Annotated in this window: 15 protein-coding genes; 5 read left to right on the top strand and 10 right to left on the bottom strand. The window is 70.5% G+C overall.

Annotated features, from left to right (window positions below; translation table 11 throughout):
* Positions 1-133: 133 nt before the first annotated feature.
* The 9 genes from ACZ60T_RS10990 to ACZ60T_RS10950 all read right to left on the bottom strand — a co-directional run bounded on the left by ACZ60T_RS10990 (position 134) and on the right by ACZ60T_RS10950 (position 12,591).
* A complete protein-coding gene (locus ACZ60T_RS10990; protein WP_469665622.1) occupies positions 134-1,483 on the bottom strand; it encodes a ThuA domain-containing protein in 1,350 nt (449 codons plus the stop codon).
* Between the two features lie 12 nt (positions 1,484-1,495).
* The gene (locus ACZ60T_RS10985; protein WP_469665621.1) at positions 1,496-3,991 is read right to left on the bottom strand and encodes a PQQ-dependent sugar dehydrogenase; all 2,496 of its coding nucleotides are present in this window, start codon (positions 3,989-3,991) and stop codon (positions 1,496-1,498) included.
* Positions 3,992-4,074: 83 nt separating this feature from the next.
* Complete coding sequence (locus tag ACZ60T_RS10980) at positions 4,075-5,073, bottom strand: sugar phosphate isomerase/epimerase family protein (RefSeq protein ID WP_469665620.1); 999 nt, start codon at positions 5,071-5,073, stop codon at positions 4,075-4,077.
* 14 nt (positions 5,074-5,087) lie between these two features.
* On the bottom strand, positions 5,088-6,236 hold the full coding sequence (locus ACZ60T_RS10975; protein ID WP_469666067.1) for a Gfo/Idh/MocA family protein: 1,149 nt from the start codon (positions 6,234-6,236) through the stop codon (positions 5,088-5,090).
* A 247-nt stretch (positions 6,237-6,483) separates the two neighbouring features.
* Positions 6,484-7,542, bottom strand: coding sequence for a substrate-binding domain-containing protein (locus tag ACZ60T_RS10970; protein ID WP_469665619.1), 1,059 nt, complete (start codon positions 7,540-7,542; stop codon positions 6,484-6,486).
* A gap of 14 nt (positions 7,543-7,556) precedes the next feature.
* Positions 7,557-8,576: an ABC transporter permease gene (locus tag ACZ60T_RS10965; RefSeq protein ID WP_469665618.1), complete on the bottom strand. Its 1,020-nt coding sequence runs from the start codon at positions 8,574-8,576 to the stop codon at positions 7,557-7,559.
* Entirely contained in the window at positions 8,573-10,111 is a 1,539-nt protein-coding gene (locus ACZ60T_RS10960) for a sugar ABC transporter ATP-binding protein (RefSeq protein ID WP_469665617.1), read from the bottom strand. Before ACZ60T_RS10960 ends, ACZ60T_RS10965 begins: the two co-directional genes overlap by 4 nt.
* Before the next feature lie 136 nt (positions 10,112-10,247).
* The gene (locus ACZ60T_RS10955) at positions 10,248-11,429 is read right to left on the bottom strand and encodes an ROK family transcriptional regulator (RefSeq protein ID WP_469665616.1); all 1,182 of its coding nucleotides are present in this window, start codon (positions 11,427-11,429) and stop codon (positions 10,248-10,250) included.
* A gap of 214 nt (positions 11,430-11,643) precedes the next feature.
* A complete protein-coding gene (locus tag ACZ60T_RS10950) occupies positions 11,644-12,591 on the bottom strand; it encodes a beta-ketoacyl-ACP synthase III (RefSeq protein ID WP_469665615.1) in 948 nt (315 codons plus the stop codon).
* Between the two features lie 186 nt (positions 12,592-12,777).
* Between ACZ60T_RS10950 and fdhD the strand changes: the two genes are divergently transcribed.
* A complete protein-coding gene (gene fdhD / locus ACZ60T_RS10945) occupies positions 12,778-13,632 on the top strand; it encodes a formate dehydrogenase accessory sulfurtransferase FdhD (RefSeq protein WP_469665614.1) in 855 nt (284 codons plus the stop codon).
* Positions 13,633-13,645: 13 nt separating this feature from the next.
* Entirely contained in the window at positions 13,646-13,768 is a 123-nt protein-coding gene (locus ACZ60T_RS10940) for a zinc-binding dehydrogenase (protein WP_469666066.1), read from the top strand.
* Here ACZ60T_RS10940 and ACZ60T_RS10935 read toward each other — a convergent pair.
* On the bottom strand, positions 13,730-14,752 hold the full coding sequence (locus tag ACZ60T_RS10935; protein ID WP_365628339.1) for a bile acid:sodium symporter family protein: 1,023 nt from the start codon (positions 14,750-14,752) through the stop codon (positions 13,730-13,732). The two genes, ACZ60T_RS10940 and ACZ60T_RS10935, sit on opposite strands and share 39 nt — an antisense overlap.
* 112 nt (positions 14,753-14,864) lie before the next feature.
* Here ACZ60T_RS10935 and ACZ60T_RS10930 point away from each other — a divergent pair, with 112 nt between their 5' ends.
* From ACZ60T_RS10930 to ACZ60T_RS10920, 3 genes are all read left to right on the top strand, one after another.
* A complete protein-coding gene (locus ACZ60T_RS10930; protein ID WP_365627645.1) occupies positions 14,865-15,728 on the top strand; it encodes a LysR substrate-binding domain-containing protein in 864 nt (287 codons plus the stop codon).
* 260 nt (positions 15,729-15,988) lie between these two features.
* The gene (locus ACZ60T_RS10925) at positions 15,989-17,824 is read left to right on the top strand and encodes an AMP-dependent synthetase/ligase (RefSeq protein WP_469665613.1); all 1,836 of its coding nucleotides are present in this window, start codon (positions 15,989-15,991) and stop codon (positions 17,822-17,824) included.
* Between the two features lie 196 nt (positions 17,825-18,020).
* On the top strand, positions 18,021-18,857 hold the full coding sequence (locus tag ACZ60T_RS10920) for an aldo/keto reductase (RefSeq protein WP_365627639.1): 837 nt from the start codon (positions 18,021-18,023) through the stop codon (positions 18,855-18,857).
* Positions 18,858-18,871: the final 14 nt, after the last annotated feature.

Genomic DNA, 18,871 nt, shown 5'->3' with positions numbered 1-18,871 from the left:
CGGACGGGCTCGGGGGGCGGCTGTGCCGTTGTGCGGGGGCGGGGCGCAGGCAGGGGCATGGGCGGGCCTCCTTGTCAGGGCGTGCGGTGGGGAGACGGCGGGCGGGGGTTCGGCGTCCCCCGCCCGTCGTCGCTCAGTTGCCCCGCGCGGGCAGTTCCTTGATCCGGATGTCGCGGAAGGACACCTGGTCGTCGGCCGAGTGGTTCTGGATGCCGAGGTGTCCGTCGGTGAGGCTGCGGGCCGGATCGGTGTTGGTGAAGTCGTTGATCCGCACGCCGTTGAGCCAGACGCGGAGGCGTTCGCCCTCCACGCGGATCTCGTACGTGTTCCACTCCCCCGGCGGGTTCAGCGCGCGGTCGCGCTTCGCCAGGTCGGCGGAGTGGAAGCCGTAGACGGCCCCGGTGGTCTTCTCGGGCACGTCGGTGGCGTCGATCTGGATCTCGTAGCCGTTGTCCACGGCTGACCACGGGTCGTCCGAGGGCGGGAAGCCCACGAACACCCCGGAGTTGGCGTCACCGGTCATCTTCCAGTCCAGCTTCAGCGAGTACGAGCCGAAGCTCCGGTCGGCGTACCAGAGCAGGCCCATGCCGCCCGATGACGTCAGGCTGCCGTCGTCGTCCAGGGTGAAGGAGCCCGGCCCCGCCTGTGTCCAGTCGGACAGCGAGTCGGCCGTGCCGTCGAAGAGCGGGCGGTAGCCGTTCTCCGGGCGGCAGTCCGCCTGCGCGTCGCCGATGCTCCAGCGGATTCCGCCCAGCAGGTGCTGGAGGAAGGCCGGTTCGGTGTAGGACTCCGTGGTGTGGCCGCCTCCGGTGTAGAAGGCGCGCCCGCCCTGGTAGGTCTGGCACCAGGCGATCGGATGATCGCCGTTCATGGTGCCGCCCGAGTACGACGACTCGTCGAGCGAGGCGAGGACATGGGCCCGATCCCGGGGATCTGAGCGGTAGTTGTACCACTCGTCCGTACGGTCCCAGGTCCGCACGAGCCCCGAGGTCGCCGGGTGGGCGCGGTCCTCCACGTCGACGCGTGCCGGTTGGATCTCCGGGTGCGACGCGAAGTAGGCCCCGGCGAGACCGCCGTAGAACTCCCAGTCGTACTCGGTGTCGGCGGCGGCGTGCACGCCCACATATCCGCCGCCCTCGCGGATGTAGCCCTCGAAGGCCTTCTGCTGTGCGGAGTCGAGCACATCTCCCGTCGTCGACAGGAACACCACCGCGTCGTAGCGCTTCAGGTGTCCGGGGGTGAAGGTCCGCGCGTCCTCCGTGGCGTCGACCGTGAAGCCGCCCTTCTCGCCGAGCCGCCTCACCGCCTCGATGCCCGCCGGGATCGAGTCGTGGCGGAACCCGGCGGTCCTGGAGAAGACCAACACCCGCTTCTCTTCCTTGACTTGCCCTTCCGAGGCCTGGGACACCGCCGGTTGTACCGCACAGCCCAGTACCAGCGCGGCTCCCACGACGGTGGTCGTCAGTCGGCCGGTCGTCCGCATGGCGTCCTCCCCTCAGCCGGTGGTGAAGGTGAAGTCGTCCACGTCGAAGAGGGCTCCGGAGCCGCCCTTGAAGACCAGGTAGAGCGAGGTCGTGGCCTTCGGCGCCTTGGACAGGTTCGTGCTGACGTCCTGGAAGGTCTCCCAGCCGCCGGTCACCGGCACGGTGGCCTGGCCGAGCAGCGTGCCTGTCGGGGAGCCCGCGCGGACCTCCAGGGTGCCACCCACGCCGCCGGAGGAGATGCGTGCCGTGAACGTCTTGGCGTCGCTCAGGATGTAGGGGGTGAAGGAGATCCAGTCGCCGTCGTGGATGTCCCCGACCGTCTTGCCGCCGTGCGCGGTGTCCTTGTTGAACGTGGAGACGCCGGCCGAGTCGCCGAAGTGCTCTGCCTGGCGGTGGCGGGGCTGGGTGACATTACTGTCGTGGGTGGTGAGCGGGGCCTGGCCGCCGCCCCCGCCGTCGGTGTACTCGGCGTCGAACACCCCGAAGATGTTGGCGTTCTCGTCATGGCCGCCGTCGGCGCTGGTCTGGATGGTGCCGGAGCAGCCGTTGGCGGAGGTCAGCGGGTGACCGTGGGTGTCATGGCCGAGGACGAAGGTGACCTTCACCTTGGAGCAGTCGATCCTCTTGTCCTCGGGGTCGCTGACCCTCACCTTGAACGGCACCGCGTCCCCGAAGGAGAACAGCCGTCCGTCGTCCGGGAGTTGCAGCGTCACCTTGGGCGCGGTGTTGCCGACCACGATCGGCACGCTCGCGCTTCCGGTGTACCCCTTCGGGTCCTTGACGGTCAGGGTCGCCGTGTAGGTGCCGTTCTTGGTGTACTTGTGCGTCGGGTCGGTGGCGGTGGAGGTGGCGCCGTCGCCGAAGTCCCAGTGGTAGGTGAGTGCGTCGCCGTCCTGGTCGCCGGTGCCCGCGGAGGAGAAGGACACCTTGAGCGGTGTGGTTCCCGAGGTGCGGTTCGCGGCGGCCCGCGCCACCGGAGCGTGGCCGTCGGTGACGTTCTCGATGCGGTACAGGCCCGAGTTGTCGTCGCCGCCGAACCAGCCGGTGCCGTAGTCGAGGACGTACAGCGCCCCGTCGGGCCCGAACGCCATGTCCATCACCTGGGTGCCGGTCCAGGGCACAGGGTTGATCGACTGTACGGTTCCGTCGCCGTCGCTGACGATCCGCTTGATCCAGCGTCGGCCGAACTCCCCGGCGAAGAAGTCGCCGTCGTAGCTCTGCGGGAACTTCACGGGTGAGTCGAGCGTGGCGTCGTAGTGGTAGACCGGGCCGCCCATCGGGGACTCCGAGCCGTCGCCGAACTCCGGTACGGACGGGCCGTCGTAGGGGATCCAGGCGGCGTGGGCCGGGGGCAGGTCGGTCAGGCCGGTGTTGTGGCGCGAGGTGTTCTTCGGGGCGGCGCAGTCGAAGGGGGCGCCGGACGTCTTGGTCGCGAAGTCGTACTCCCTGTAGGGCTCGTTGGCGCCGATGCAGAGCGGCCACCCGTAGTTGCCGGGGCCGGTGACGCGGTCGAACTCGACCTGTCCGGAGGGTCCGCGCTGTGGGTCGGCGGCGCCCGCGTCGGGACCGTAGTCACCGACGTAGAGGATGCCGGTCTCCTTGTCGACGCTGAAGCGGAACGGATTGCGGAAGCCCATCGCGTAGATCTCGGGCCGCGTCCTGTCCGTTCCGGGCGGGAAGAGGTTGCCGTCCGGGATGGAGTACGAGCCGTCGGCGTTCACCTTGATGCGCAGGATCTTGCCGCGCAGGTCGTTGGTGTTGCCCGCCGAACGCCGGGAATCGAAGGCGGGGTTGCGGTCGGCGCGGTCGTCCAGGGGCGCGAAGCCGTCCGACTGGAAGGGGTTGGAGTCGTCCCCGGTCGACAGATAGAGGTTGCCGTCCTTGTCGAAGTCGATGTCCCCGCCGACGTGACAGCAGATACCGCGCGAGGTCTGGACCTCCAGGATGTTCTTCTCGCTGGCCGTGTCGAGAGTGCCGTCGGTCTTCAGGACGAAGCGGGAGAGGCGGTTCACGCCGTCGAAGGGGGCGAAGTCGGCGGCGGTTCCGGTCTCGGGGGCGTCACCGTCCGGGGTGTCCAACGGCGGTGCGTAGTAGAGGTAGATGAAGCGGTTGTCGGTGAAGTCGGGGTCCACGCCGACGCCTTGGAGGCCCTCTTCGTCGTGGTTGTAGACGTTGAGCGCGCCGGCCTGCCGGGTGTTGCCCGCCGCGTCGGTGATGCGCAGGACGCCGTCGCGTGAGGTGTGCAGGACCGAGCGGTCCGGGAGGACGGCGAGCGACATGGGCTCGCCGACTTCCGCCGCGCCCTTGGCCAGCATGACCTGTTGGAACTCCTCGGCCGCCGCCGAATGCGCATCGGCGGCGGTCGCGCCGGCCTGGGGTGTGGTGAGGGTGAGTGTGGCGCCCGCGAGCAGGATGCCGCTCAACAGGGCCAGGGTTCTGCGCAGTCGGGGGCGCCGTCTGTGCGTGGCGGTTCTTCCGGTGTGGGTGGTGCGGTCGTTCCCGTGCACGTGTGCCTCCCAGGAAGGGGCCTGTTGTACGGGGCGGGTGCGGTAGGCCGGGATGCGCCGTCATCCCGGACGGGGTGGAGAGGTCAGTGGCCGAACGCCGCGTCGAAGGAGGCCGACGGGGGCTCGAAGTCGTAGGCCCGGAGGCGGTCGAGGGCCTCGGGGGCGCCCTGGAGCCGGTCCATTCCGGCGTCCTCCCATTCGACCGAGACGGGGCCTCGGTAGTCGATGGAGCGCAGCATCCGGAAGACGTCCTCCCAGGGGACGTCGCCGTGCCCGGCGGACACGAAGTCCCAGCCTCGGCGCGGGTCGCCCCAGGGCAGATGGGAGCCGAGGCGGCCGTTGCGGCCGTCGAGGCGCGTGCGGGCCTCCTTGCAGTCGACGTGGTAGATCCGGTCGCGGAAGTCCCACAGGAAGCCGACCGGGTCGAGGTCCTGCCATACGAAATGGGAGGGGTCGAAGTTCAGACCGAAGGCGGGACGGTGGTCAACGGCCTTGAGTGCACGTTGAGTTGTCCAGTAGTCGTACGCGATCTCGCCGGGGTGGACCTCGTGGGCGAAGCGCACCCCCTCGGCGTCGAAGACATCGAGGACCGGGTTCCAGCGCTCGGCGAAGTCCTGGTATCCGCGGGCGATCATCGCGTCGGGCACGGGCGGGAACATGGCGACCAGGTGCCAGATGGCGGAGCCCGTGAAGCCGATGACGGTGTCCACGCCGAAGGCGGCGGCGGCGCGCGCGGTGTCGGCGATCTCGGTGGCCGCCCGTCGGCGTACACCCTCCGCCTCGCCGTCGCCCCAGATACGCGCGGGCAGGATGGCCCGGTGGCGCTCGTCGATGATGGCGTCGCAGACGGCCTGCCCCACCAGGTGGTTGGAGACGGCATGGCACGCGAGGCCGTACTTGTCGAGGAGTTGCCGCCGAGAGGCGAGGTACGCCGGGTCCGTGAGGGCCTTGTCGACCTCGAAGTGGTCGCCCCAGCAGGCGAGTTCGAGGCCGTCGTAGCCGAAGTCGCGGGCGAGTCGGCAGACCTCTTCGAGCGGGAGGTCGGCCCACTGGCCGGTGAAGAGCGTGAAGGTGCGCGGCATCTCGCTTGGCCTCCTCAGATCGCTATCGGGGTGTAGACGGAGTTCTTCCCCGCGCTCTCCTCCACCGCCGCGAGCACCCGCTGGACCTGGAGCCCGTCCGCGAAGGAGGGAACGGGCCTCGTGCCCTCGGCGATCGCGCGGACGAGGTCGCGGGCCTGGTGGACGAAGGTGTGCTCGTACCCGAGGCCATGGCCCGGCGGCCACCAGGCGTCCAGATAGGGGTGATCGGGTTCGGTGACGAGGATGCGACGGAAGCCCGCGTAGCTGCCCGGCTCGGTCCTGTCGTGGTACGACAGCTCGTTGAGGCGCTCCAGGTCGAAGGCCAGCGAGCCGCGTTCACCGTTGAGTTCGATCCGCAGGGCGTTCTTGCGTCCGGTGGCGTACCGGGTGGCCTCGAACGAGGCGAGGGCGCCGGAGGGGAAGCGGGCGGTGAACAGGGCGGCGTCGTCCACCGTCACCTGTCCGGTGCCGTCGGCCGTCACGGCGGACAGGCCGCTGGTGGGGCCGCCGGGCAGCGGGCGGTGCCGTACGAAGGTCTCGGTGAGCGCGGAGACCCCGGCCAGTGGCTCTCCGGCCAGGTGCTGGGCGAGGTCCACGATGTGTGCCCCGAGGTCGCCGAGCGCGCCGGATCCGGCCTGTTCCCTGCGCAGCCGCCAGGTCAGGGGGAAGTCCGGGTCCACCAGCCAGTCCTGAAGGTACGTCACCCGTACGTGCCGCAGGGCGCCGAGCCGTCCCTCGGCGACCATGCGCCGGGCCAGCGCGGTGGCGGGCACCCGACGGTAGTTGAAGCCGACCATCGCCAACTGGCCTCGCCCGGAGGCGACTTCGGCGGCCGATGCCATCGCTTCGGCCTCCGCGACGGTGTTGGCGAGCGGCTTCTCGCACAGCACGTGCTTGCCCGCGGCCAGCGCGGCGAGGGCGATCTCGGCGTGGCTGTCGCCGGGTGTGCAGATGTCGACAAGGTCGATGTCGTCCCGGGCGATGAGGGCACGCCAGTCGGTCTCGGCCGTCGCCCAGCCGTGCCGGTCCGCCGCCGCGCGCACGGCCGTCTCGTCCCGGCCGCAGATCGCCGTCAGGACGGGGCGCAGCGGCAGGTCGAAGACGCGGCCGACGGTGCGCCAGCCCTGGGAGTGTGCGGCGCCCATGAAGGCGTAGCCGACCATGCCGACGCGCAGGGGCGGCTTGGTGCCCCTGGTGGTCGCGGCCGGTGCTCGGTCCGGTGACCCGGACCCGGCTTCGGCGGCGCGCGGCTCGGCGCCCTCGGGCTTCGCGGCCCCGGACATCGCCGTCCCGGACATCACCGTCCCGGACTTCGCGGCCTCCGCGCTCTCCGACCGCTGCGGCTCTCCCATGGGAGGGTCCTCCTCGTCCTCGTCGTGATGGCGCCGTGGGGGGTGGGGGCGAGAGTCGTCACTTGAAGCCGGTGGACATGTACTGATCGACGTTGTCCTTGTCCACGACGGCCGAGTAGAGCGTGAGCGAGGCGGGGATCTCGTACTCGGCGAGACCGCCGACGCCCTTGCCCTGGCCGAGGGCGCGGGCGAGGTCGATCGCGGAGGCGGCCATGGTCGGCGGGTAGAGGACCGTCGCCTTCAGGACGCCCTTGTCCTGCTTGATGGCCTGGAACGCGGCCAGCGCGCCCGCGCCGCCGACCATCATGAAGTCGCTTCGGCCCGCCTGCTCGATGGCGCGCAGCGCGCCCACGCCCTGGTCGTCGTCGTGGTTCCACAGGGCGTCGAACTTCGATTGCGCTTGCAGGAGTTGGGCCATCTTGGCCTGTCCTGACTCGACCGTGAAGTCGGCGGCCTGGCGGGCCACCTTCGTGATGTTCGGGTAGTTCTTCAGCGCGTCGTCGAAACCCTGGGTGCGCTGCTTGGTCAGTTCGAGGTTGTCGAGCCCGGCCAGCTCGACGACGCGGGCGTCCGATGTCCCCTTGAGCTTCTCGCCGATGTAGCGACCGGCGTTGAGACCCATGCCGTAGTTGTCGCCGCCGATCCAACAGCGGTACGCCTGAGGGGTGTTGAAGATCCGGTCGAGGTTGACGACCGGAATGCCCGCGCGCATCGCCTTCAGCCCGACCTGGGTGAGTGCCTTGCCGTCGGCGGGCAGGATCACCAGCACGTCGACCTTCTTGTTGATGAGCGTCTCGATCTGACCGATCTGCGCGGCGGTGTCGTTGGACCCCTCGGTGATCTCCAGGGAGATGTCCGGGTACTTCTTGGCACGGCTCTTGGCGTTGTCGTTGATCGCGTTGAGCCAGCCGTGGTCGGCCTGCGGTCCGGCGAAGCCGATGGTGACGTGCTTGCCGGGCGTGTTGTCGGCGGCCGACTGGCCGTCGCCCGCGGGCTTCACGCCCTTGTCGTCCTTGTCGTCGTTGCTCGTGCACCCGGTGAGGAAGGCACCGGCGGAGACGGCGGCGGTCCCGAAGAGCATGCCTCTTCGGCTCGTGAAGGACATCCGTTCTGACATGGTGAACCCTTCCCTCAAGTCGTGCTCGCGGTACGGCGCTGGACCAGCACGGCGGCGACGATGATCGCGCCCTTGGCGATCTGCTGGACGTCGCTCTGCAGGTTGTTCAGGGCGAAGATGTCGGTGATCGTGGTGAAGATCAGGACGCCGAGCACGGAACCGGTGATGGTGCCGCGGCCCCCGCTGAGCAGCGTCCCGCCGATGATCGCGGCGGCGATGGCGTCCAGTTCGTAGAGGTTGCCGTTGGTGTTCTGGCCGGAGCCGGACAGGATGATCAGCAGGAAGGCGGCGATGCCGCAGCACAGCCCGGACAGCAGATAGAGGTAGAGCCGCTGGCGGCGTACGTCGATGCCGGCGAGCCGGGCCGCCTCCGCGTTGCCGCCGACGGCGACCGTGCGGCGCCCGAACGTGGTGCGGTTGAGCACCAGCCAGCCGATGACCGTCACCACCGCGAACACCATGACCAGCGGCGGGATGCCGAGCACATACGCGTCGCGCTCGCCGAGCCTGAGGACGTGGTCGACGGTGACGATCTGGGTTCTGCCGTCGGTGATCTGGAGTGCGAGGCCGCGCGCCGAGGCCAGCATGGCGAGCGTGGCGATGAACGGGACCATGCCGCCGTACGCCACGAGCAGGCCGTTGACCAGGCCGCAGCCCACGCCGACGGCGACCGCGGTGAAGAGGATGCCCGCGAAGCCGTAGTCCTGGGTGGCGACCGTGGTCGCCCATACCGAGGCGAGCGCGACGATCGCGCCGACCGACAGATCGATGCCGCCGGAGGTGATGACGAAGGTCATTCCGACGGTGACCACACCGATCACCGAGGCCTGGGTGAGCACGAGTTGGAGGTTGCGGGTGTCGAGGAACTCGTCCGGCTTGGTGACGCCGCCGATGACGACCAGCGCGGCGAGTACGCCGAGGAGCGAGAGGGTGCGGACGTCGAGGTGGGTCATCAGACCGCGCCAGGCGGGGAGTTGGCCCGTCGGTGTCGCCTCGCCGGTGCCGTCGCGGGGCGGGGACATGTGCTGTGTCATGACGCCGGGCTCCCTTCGCTCGCCACGGGGCTGTCTGCCATCACCAGGTCGAGCACGCGTCGCTCGTCCAACTCCCGGGCGGGCGCCTCGTGGACGACCCGGCCTTCGCGCAGCACCAGGACGCGGTAGGCGAGCCCGAGCACCTCGGGCAGTTCGCTGGAGACCAGCAGCACGGCGACGCCCTCGGCGGCGAGGCGCCGGACCACCGCGTACAACTCGGCGCGCGCGCCGACGTCGACGCCGCGGGTCGGCTCGTCGAGCAGCAGCACCCGGCAGCCGCGCAGCAACCAGCGGGCCAGGACCGCCTTCTGCTGATTGCCGCCGGACAGCGTACGGACGCGTACGGACGGGTTGTCGGGGCGCAGCGACAGTTCGCGGGTCGCCGCGTGCGCCGCGGCGCGTTCGGCGCCCCGGTCGATCCAGCCCGCGTGCGCGAAGCGGGACAGGGAGGAGACCGACACGTTGTGCGTGACGGACTCCAGCATGAGCAGGGCCTGTGCCTTGCGCTCCTCGGGGGCGAGCCCGATCCCGGCACGCACCGCCGCGCGTACGTTCCCGGTACGCAACGGGCGGCCGTCGACCAGGACTTGACCGGCGGTGGGTCTGCGCGCTCCGTAGATCGTCTCCAGGATCTCGGAGCGACCGGAGCCGACGAGTCCCGCGAGGCCGACGATCTCGCCGGGGCCGACCGTGAGGTCGAGGGGCTCGAACTCGCCCTTGCGTGCCAATCGCCGTACTTCCAGGACCGGTTGGCCTACGGGAGTCTCGGCGGGGCGCGGCGGGAAGACATACTCGACGTTGCGCCCCGTCATCAGCGCGACGACCTCGCGCGTCGGTGTCTCCTTGGCCGGGAGGCCGCCCGCGACCGCCCGGCCGTCCTTGAGGACGGTCACCCGGTCGCCGATGCGGCGGATCTCCTCCAGTCGGTGGGAGATGTAGACGACGGCGACGCCGTCGGCGGTGAGGTCGCCGACGATACGGAAGAGGTTGTCGACCTCGTCCGGGTCGAGGGCGGCGGAGGGTTCGTCCATCACGATGAGCCGTACGTCGTGCGAGAGCGCCCGTGCCATGGACACGATCTGCTGCTGGGCGGCGGACAGTTGACCGACACGGCGGGCCGGGTCGATCTCGGGATGGCCGAGTCGCTTCAGCAGTCGGGCTGTCGACGCGCGCGCCGCCTTGCCCTGGACGATGAAGCCCGCCGTGGTCGGTTCATGGCCGAGGTGGACGTTCTCGGCCACCGACAGGTGTTCCACCAGGTCGAGTTCCTGGTAGATGGTGGCGATGCCGAGGCGCATGGCGGCGCTGGGCGAGCGGAGCGTGACGGGCTCGCCCCGCCAGCGGATCGTGCCGGTGTCGGGCTGGTGGGCACCGGCCAGGACCTTGATGAGGGTGGACTTCCCGGCCCCGTTCTGGCCGAGCAGACAGTGCACTTCGCCGTCGTGGACGTCGAGGTCGACGCCGTCGAGGGCGCGGACGCCGGGGAACGCCTTGGTGATGCCGGACATGGTGAGCAGCGGTGGTTCTGATGCCATGTGAGTTCCCCTCGGCGGGCGTTACGGCCGGTGTCAGGGCGAAACCGCTTGCCGGGCAGGCGATTTCGGGGCAGAGCAGAGCAGGGCGCTGTACTGGGGGGCTACCGGCGGGCCGGTGAGTGGTGCGGCGAGCCGGTCACGCGGGTGAGAAGAGGTGGTCGCTGATGAGCCGGGCCGCGCCGATGACTCCGGCGGCGGGTCCCAACTCCCCGAGCACGATGGGCAGGTTGCCGGTCGCCAGGGGCAGCGACTGGCGGTAGACCTGGGTGCGGATGGCGGCGAGCAGGGTGTGGCCGAGGCCGGTCACCCCGCCGCCGATCACCACCAGGCCGGGGTTGAAGAAGCTGACCAGGCCTGCGATGACCTGGCCGGTGCGGGTGCCGCCCTCCCGGATGAGGGCGAGCGAGGTGGTGTCGCCCGCGGCGGCAGCGGCGGCGACATCGACAGCGCTGAGCGTGCCGTCTGCCCCACGTCGCCTCGCCAGTTCCGGCGAGAGTCCCTGCTGGGCCGCCTCCTGTGCGTCGCGGGCGAGGGCCGCCCCGCTGAAGTAGGCCTCCAGACATCCCCGGTTGCCGCAGGCGCACGGGCGTCCCTCGGGCACGGCCTGGATGTGCCCGATGTCGCCCGCGCTGCCCGTCGTACCGCGGTGGACCTCACCGCCGACGACGATGCCGCAGCCGATACCGGTGCCGATCTTGACGCAGAGGAAGTCGCTCACCGTGCGGGCGACGCCCGCGTGCTGCTCGCCCAGGGCCATCAGGTTCACGTCGTTGTCGACCATGACCGGGCAGCCGAGTTCCTGACTGAGCGCCTCCCGTACCGGGAAGCCGTCCCAGCCCGGCATGATCGGCGGCGCGACCGGTACGCCTTCGGGGAAGCGGACCGGACCCGGTACGCCGATGCCCGCGCCGTCGAAGTGCTCAGCGAGCCCGGAGGCCTTCAACTTCGCCGCCATGGTGAGGACTTGCTCGAAGACCGGGACGGGCCCCTCGCGCACGTCCATGGGCTGGTTGAGGTGTCCGAGCACCTCCAGTTCGGCGTTGGTGACGGCGACGTCGACCGAGGTCGCGCCGATGTCGACGCCGAGGAAGCGCAGGCCAGGGGCCAGCCGGACGTTGTGGGAACGACGGCCGCCCCGCGAGGCGGCGAGACCGTCGGCCACGACCAGCCCCGTCTCCAGCAGCCGGTCCACCTCCACGGCCAGCTTGGACCGGGACAGGTCGACCTGGTCGCCCAGTTGGGCACGGGAGTTGGGGCCGCTGTCACGCAACAGACGCAGCAGCCGGGCCTGATGGGCGTTCGCGGGTCGTGCCGTCATGCGTCTCACGAACCCCTCCCCGCCTCAATTCGGCTGTCGGTGCCGCGCTTTGGAGGGGAACGTAGCAGTGGTCGCCGGGAGTGGGAAGAAGTCGTGCGCGAATTGCCGCGAGCTTTCGCCTCTCACAGGACAAAGACCGTGGCGCGTTGCGCGGGACGATGGGCACGGCGCCTTGCGCGGGACGAAGGCTACGGCGTCTTGTGCGGGACGAAGGCTACGGGCAGCGGACGACCTGTCCCGCGTACGACAGGTTGCCGCCGAACCCGAAGAGCAGCACCCGGTCGCCGGACGAGATGTCGCCGCGCTCCACGAGCTTGGAGAGCGCGAGCGGGATGCTCGCGGCCGAGGTGTTCCCGGACTCGATCACATCGCGGGCGACGACCGCGTTCACGGCACCGAGCTTCTGGGCGAGCGGCTCGATGATCCGCAGGTTCGCCTGGTGCAGCACCACCGCGTCGAGGTCCTCGGGCGTGATCCCGGCCCGCTCGCAGACCCGGCGTGCGAGGGGCGGCAATTGGGTCGTCGCCCACCGGTACACGCTCTGCCCCTCCTGCGCGAACCGCGAGGGCGTGCCCTCGATGCGTACCGCGCGCCCCATCTCCGGTACCGAGCCCCACAGCACGGGACCGATGCCGGGCTCCGCACCGGGCGGGCACGCCTCGACCACGGCGGCCCCGGCACCGTCCCCGACCAGCACGCACGTCGTACGGTCGCTCCAGTCCACGATGTCGCACATCTTGTCCGCGCCGATGACGAGCGCCCGCGTCACCGCGCCCGCGCGCACCGCGTGGTCGGCGGTGGCGAGCGCGTGCGTGAACCCGGCGCAGACGACGTTGATGTCCATGGCGGCGGGCTGGGGGATGCCGAGCCGGGCGGCGACACGGGCGGCCATGTTCGGGGAGCGGTCGACGGCCGTGCTGGTGGCGACCATGACCAGGTCGATGTCCTGGGGCGTGAGCCCACCCGCGGCGAGCGCCTTGGCGGCGGCGTACGCGGCCAGCTCGTCCACGGGCTCGTCGGGCCCGGCGATGTGGCGCGTGCGGATGCCCACCCGGCTGGTGATCCACTCGTCGCTGGTGTCGACGATGCCCGCCAGGTCCTCGTTGGTGAGCACCTTGGCGGGCTGATAGTGGCCGACGGCGGTGATGCGCGAGCCGTTCATGGGTGGTCCCCCTCGTTGGCAGGTGTCCGGCGCCATCAGTCTGATCAGTGACTCATGGGTACGAAGGCATGACCATCGACAGGATTGGGCCCTACGTGTTGTCGGCTTCCCGCACAGCCGACGGCGGCCGACCGGGCCGAGGCCGGGGTCTCACCAGGTGCGGGACAGGTGCAGGACAATGGGGCGATGGGACGAGTCACGGAACGACGCAAGGTGATCCGCATCAGGGACGGAGCCGTCTCGTCGCGCCCGGACACACTGGTCGCCGAGGAGCCGTTGGAGATCCGGCTGAACGGCAAGCCGCTCGCGATCACCATGCGCACCCCCGGGGACGACTTCGCGCTGGCGGCGGGCTTCCTGGTGAGCGAGGGCGTCCTGGGCGCCGCCTCGGACGTGCGGAACATCGTGTACTGCGCGGGCGCCACCGCGGACGGGGTCAACACCTACAACGTGGTCGACGTGAGGACCGCGCCCGAAGTGGTGATCCCGGACATCACGTTGGAGCGGAACGTCTACACCACGTCCTCCTGCGGCCTGTGCGGCAAGGCGAGCCTGGACGCGGTCCGCACGACGGCGCGGTGGCCGATCGCGGACACTCCCCCGCTGCGGGTGGAGCCGGAGCTGCTCGCGAGCCTTCCCGACCGGCTGCGCGCGGCCCAGCGGGTGTTCGACCGGACCGGGGGTCTGCACGCGGCGGCCCTGTTCACCGAGGACGGGGAGCTGCTCGACATCCGCGAGGACGTGGGCCGGCACAACGCGGTCGACAAGCTGGTCGGCCGCGCCGTGCGCGGCGGCGCGTTGCCGCTGTCCCGCGCGATCCTGCTGGTCTCGGGCCGGGCCTCCTTCGAGCTGGCGCAGAAGGCGGTGATGGCGGGCATCCCGCTGCTGGCCGCGGTCTCCGCGCCGTCCTCCCTGGCGGTGGACCTGGCCGCCGAGACGGGCCTGACCCTGGTGGGCTTCCTGCGCGGCAGCTCCATGAACGTGTACACGGGCGACCACCGCATCGCCCTGCGGACGCCGACCACGGCTCCCCAGAGCTGACCGGCTTTGGGAGCTGTTCGCCGAGGGCGCGCTCAGGCCCGTCGTCCATGCGAGGTTCGCGCTGGAGGAGGCGGCGAGGGCGCACGACGCCATCGCGTCACGGCGCAATCTGGGGAAGGTGGTGCTGTGCCCCTGAGCCGGGCTCTTCCGGCTCCCGGTCGTGGGAGCGGCGCTTGGCGATCACCGCGCAGACCATGAGCTGCATCTGGTGGAAGAGCATCAGGGGAAGCACGGCGAGCGCGGTGTGCGTGCCGAACAGAACGCCCGCCATGGGCAGTCCGGAGGCGAGGGACTTCTTCGACCCGGCGAACTGGATCGCGATCCGGTCCCCCCGGTCGAACCCCAGGGCCCGAGCGCCGTACCAGGTCAGGCCGAGCATCGCGGCGAGCAGCGCCGCTTCGGTGACGACGAGGCCGCCGAGCCGCGGCAGGCTCACCTGGTGCCAGATGCCCTGCACCATGCCCTCGCTGAACGCGGTGTAGACGACCATCAGGATCGAGCCGCGGTCGACGAGCCCGACGATCTTCCGGTGCCGGGTGATGAACCCGCCGATCCACCGCCGCAGCGCCTGCCCCGCCAGGAACGGCACCAGCAGTTGCAGCACGATCTTGACGAGCGAGTCCGCGGAGAACCCGCCGCCGCTGTTGCCGAGCAGCACCGCCGCGAGCAGTGGCGTGATGACGATGCCGATGAGGGAGGAGAAGGAGCCGGCGCAGATCGCGGCGGGGACGTTACCGCGGGCGATCGAGGTGAAGGCGATCGAGGACTGGATGGTCGACGGGACCAGGGTGAGGAAGAGGAGCCCGGTGTAGAGGTCGTGCGTCAGGAACACCGGCACCAGGCCGCGGGCCGCGAGGCCCAGCACGGGGAAGGCCACGAACGTGCAGGCCAGCACGGTGACATGGAGTCTCCAGTGCCTGAGCCCGGCCAGTGCCTCATGGGTGGAGAGCCGGGCTCCGTACAGGAAGAAGAGGAGGGCGATTCCGGCCGTGGAGGCACCGGAGGCCACGTCGGCGGCCGTGCCGCGCGCCGGAAGCAGGGCCGCGAGCCCCACGGTCCCGAGCAGCAGGAGGATGTACGGATCCACGGGCATCCAACGCGGCCATCGCAGGCGGTTCACTGTGCTCCACATCCTCGGGGTCGTCATGTCCCCTCATCGTCTCCCGTCGTGAGCGATCGGGAATCCCGTACACCCCTCTGACTGTCATCACGAACCTCGATAGCCTGAGGGCATGTACGACCCCTCCCACCTGCGTACGTTCCTCGCGGTGGCCCAGACGCTCAGCTTCACGCAGGCCGCCCGGCGGCTCGGGCTGCGCCAGTCGACCGTCAGCCAGCATGTGCGACGCCTGGAGGACGCGACCGGACGGCAGCTCTTCCAGCGGGACACCCACTCCGTCGAGCTGACGGAGGACGGCGAGGCCATGCTCGGCTTCGCCCGGCGGATCCTTCAGGTGCACGAGCAGGCGACGGCGTTCTTCACCGGGACCCGGCTGCGCGGCAGACTGCGCTTCGGCGCGTCGGAGGACTTCGTCCTGACCCGGCTGCCGGAGATCCTGGAGGGCTTCCGCCATGACCACCCCGAGGTGGACCTGGAGCTGACGGTCGAGCTGTCCGGCATCCTGCACGAGCGGCTCGCCGAGGGGCGGCTCGACCTGGTGCTGGCCAAGCGGCGCCCGCGGGACCCGCGCGGCGAACTGGTCTGGCACGACCGGCTGGTCTGGATCGGCGCGCAGCGGCTGCGGCTCGACCCCGACCGCCCGGTGCCGCTGATCGTCTATCCACCGCCGGGCATCACCCGCGCCCGTGCCCTGGAGGCCCTGGAGGAACAGGGCCGCGCCTGGCACATCGTGTGCACCAGCGGGAGCCTCAACGGCCTGCTCGCCGCGGCCCGCGCGGGTCTCGGCGTGATGCCCCACTCCCGGGGCCTGATCCCGCCCGGCCTGGTACGGGTCCCGGAGCGCGCGGGCCTGCCCGAGCTGGGCGAGGTCGACTTCGTCCTGGCCCATGGCCACCGCCCGGGTCAGGCACAGGGCGCGGCCCGAGCGCTCGCGGCGGCGATCCTGGCGAGCGGGGACCGGCTTCACCGCCATTAGGGCCTGTTGCGAAACCCAGCCCTCGCACCGGCATGCGGCCCCTGACCCGCGGTAATCGCGCCGTACAGATTCGGTGGAGATTGCGGGCCCGCTCGTACGGGACCCCGAGGAGTTCTGTCCGCCCCTTTCCCATGTGCGCGCATTTCCCCGCTGACCTGTGCGTTCACGGACCGGCCAACGGGATTCCACCCCCTCCCGCCCGGCCCTACGGTGGGGTAGCTTTCACCGCGCTGTGCGGAGCATCACCCTAGGAGCGGGGATTGCGCGAGTTCACCAACCCTCCGTCGACGTCGGCGCCGCCGGTGGGCGGTCTGGCCGATGCCGTCTTCGACCATGCGCGGGAGGATCCGCACCGGGTCGCCCTCGGCCGCAAGGACGAGGAGGGGGTCTGGCGCGAGGTGACCGCCGCCGAGTTCCGTGACGAGGTCCTGGCGCTCGCGAAGGGGCTGCTGGCGGACGGGGTACGGTTCGGCGACCGGGTCGCCATCATGTGCCGTACGCGCTACGAGTGGACCCTCTTCGACTACGCGCTGTGGACGATCGGCGCCCAGGTGGTGCCCGTCTATCCCACCTCGTCGGCCGAGCAGGTCTCCTGGATGCTGCACGACGCGCAGGCGACGGCCGCGATGGTGGAGCACGAGGACCATGCGATGACCATCGCCACGGTCATCGACCGGCTGCCGCACCTGCGCCGGTTGTGGCAGTTGGACGCGGGCGCCCTCCAGGAGCTGTACGAGACGGGTACGCGCATCGACGACGAGGTGGTGCACCGGCACCGCCGCGCGGTCACCCCCGACTCGACGGCGACGGTCATCTACACCTCCGGCACCACCGGCCGCCCCAAGGGCTGTGTGTTCTCCCACGGCAACTTCATGTTCGAGACCGACACGGTCATCGAGCGCTGGAAGCCGGTCTTCCACTCCAGGAAGGGCGACGAGGCGGCCACCCTGCTGTTCCTGCCGCTGGCCCATGTCTTCGGGCGGATGGTGCAGGTCGCGGCGATCCGCGGCGGGGTCAGAGTCGGCCATCAGCCGCAGCTCAACGCGGAGGCGCTGCTGCCCGACCTGGCCGCGTTCCGGCCGACGTTCTTCCTCGCGGTGCCGTACATCTTCGAGAAGGTCTTCGACGCGGCCCGCCGCAAGGCCGAGAAGGAGGGCCGCTCCGGGCCGTTCGAGAAGGCGGTCGAGGTCGCCGTCGCCTACGCGGAGGCCCTCGAGGCGAAGGCCTGGGGCACGGGCCCCGGCCCGTCGGCGGCGCTGCGCATGCAGCACCAGTTCTTCGACAAGGTCGTGTACGCCAAGCTCCGCGCCGCGATGGGCGGCCGGGTGCGGCAGGCGATGTCGGGCGGCTCGGCGATGGACCGCCGTCTCGGGCTGTTCTTCGCGGGCGCGGGTGTGCAGATCTACGAGGGGTACGGGCTGACGGAGTCGACGGCGGCGGCGACCGCGAACCCGCCCGAGCGCACCCGGTACGGCACGGTCGGCCAGGCCATCCCCGGCACGACCGTGCACATCGCGGAGGACGGCGAGGTATGGCTGCGCGGCGACCATGTCTTCCAGGGCTATCTCAACAACCCCGTGGCCACCGCCGAGGCCCTGCACGACGGCTGGCTCGCCACCGGTGATCTGGGCTCGCTCGACGCGGACGGCTATCTGACGATCACCGGGCGCAAGAAGGAGATCCTGGTGACCTCCGGCGGCAAGAGTGTGTCCCCGGGGCCGCTGGAGGAGCGGGTACGGGAGCATCCGCTGGTCGCGCAGTGCATCGTCGTCGGCAACGACCGCCCCTATGTGGCCGCGCTGATCACGCTCGACGCCGACGCGGTGGAGCACTGGTCGCAGATGCGCGGCAAGCCGGGGCTGCCCCCGGAGCAACTGGTGCGCGACCCCGACCTGGAGACGGAGGTGCGGCGCGCGGTGGTCGCCGCGAACACCCTGGTCTCGAAGGCCGAGTCGATCCGCACGTTCCGCGTCCTCGCGCACCGGTTCACGGAGGAGCAGGGCCTGCTCACCCCGTCGCTGAAGCTGAAGCGCAAGGCGATCGAGAACGCCTACGCGACGGAGGTGGAGGCCTTGTACACGACGTACACGACGTGAGCCGCGTCCGGCACAAGATCGAGGTCCAGGGTTCCGGGGTCCGGGGTTCCGGGGCCCGTTTCCGGCCAGTCTGTGCTTCCCGGCGCGATTCCGGCGGGAATCCGCCGTTCAGGAATGCACGTCGGGCCGTGATCGTTGACGATGGAAGTACCACGCGTATCACCCGTCCCACCGTCGACCTAAGGATCAAGAGCTCGTGAGCAGCAAGGTCCCCCCGATCATCCTGAACAACGGCGTCGAGATGCCCCAGCTCGGCTTCGGCGTCTGGCAGGTGCCCGACGACGAGGCGCAGAGCGCCGTCGCCACCGCACTGGAGGCCGGGTACCGCAGCATCGACACTGCGGCGATCTACGGCAACGAAGAGGGCGTCGGCCGGGCGGTCGCGGCCTCGGGGCTCCCCCGCGAGGACCTCTTCATCACCACCAAGCTCTGGAACGGCGACCAGGGATACGACGCCACGCTGCGCGCCTTCGACACGTCGCTGGAGAAGCTCGGCCTCGAGTACGTGGATCTGTATCTGATCCACTGGCCGCTGCCGTCCCGGGGCACGTTCGTCGACACGTACAAGGCCTTCGAGAAGATCCACGCGGACGGTCGCGCCAAGGCGATCGGTGTCTCCAACTTCCTTCCGCAGCACCTGGAGACGCTGATCGAGGCGACGTCCGTCATCCCGGCGGTCAACCAGATCGAGCTGCACCCGCATCTCCAGCAGCACGCGGCGCGCGACTTCCACGCGGCGCAGGGCATCGCCACCGAGGCCTGGTCGCCGCTCGGCCAGGGCAAGGGGCTGCTGGAGGTCCCGGCGATCGTCGCCATCGCCCAGAAGCACGGCCGTTCCCCGGCCCAGATCGTGCTGCGCTGGCACCTCCAGCTCGGCACCGTCGTGATCCCGAAGTCCGTGACGCCGTCCCGGATCAAGGAGAACATCGACGTGTTCGACTTCTCGCTGGACACGGAGGACATGGCGGCGATCAGCGCGCTCAACGAGGACCGCCGCATCGGCCCCGACCCGGCCGCGTTCGACGTGGTGTGAGACCGGGGCTCGGC

It is taken from the genome of Streptomyces sp. NPDC104371, assembly GCF_055583785.1.
The sequence above is the reverse complement of the archived record's forward strand: the minus strand, read 5'-3'. Positions and strand labels throughout refer to the sequence as shown.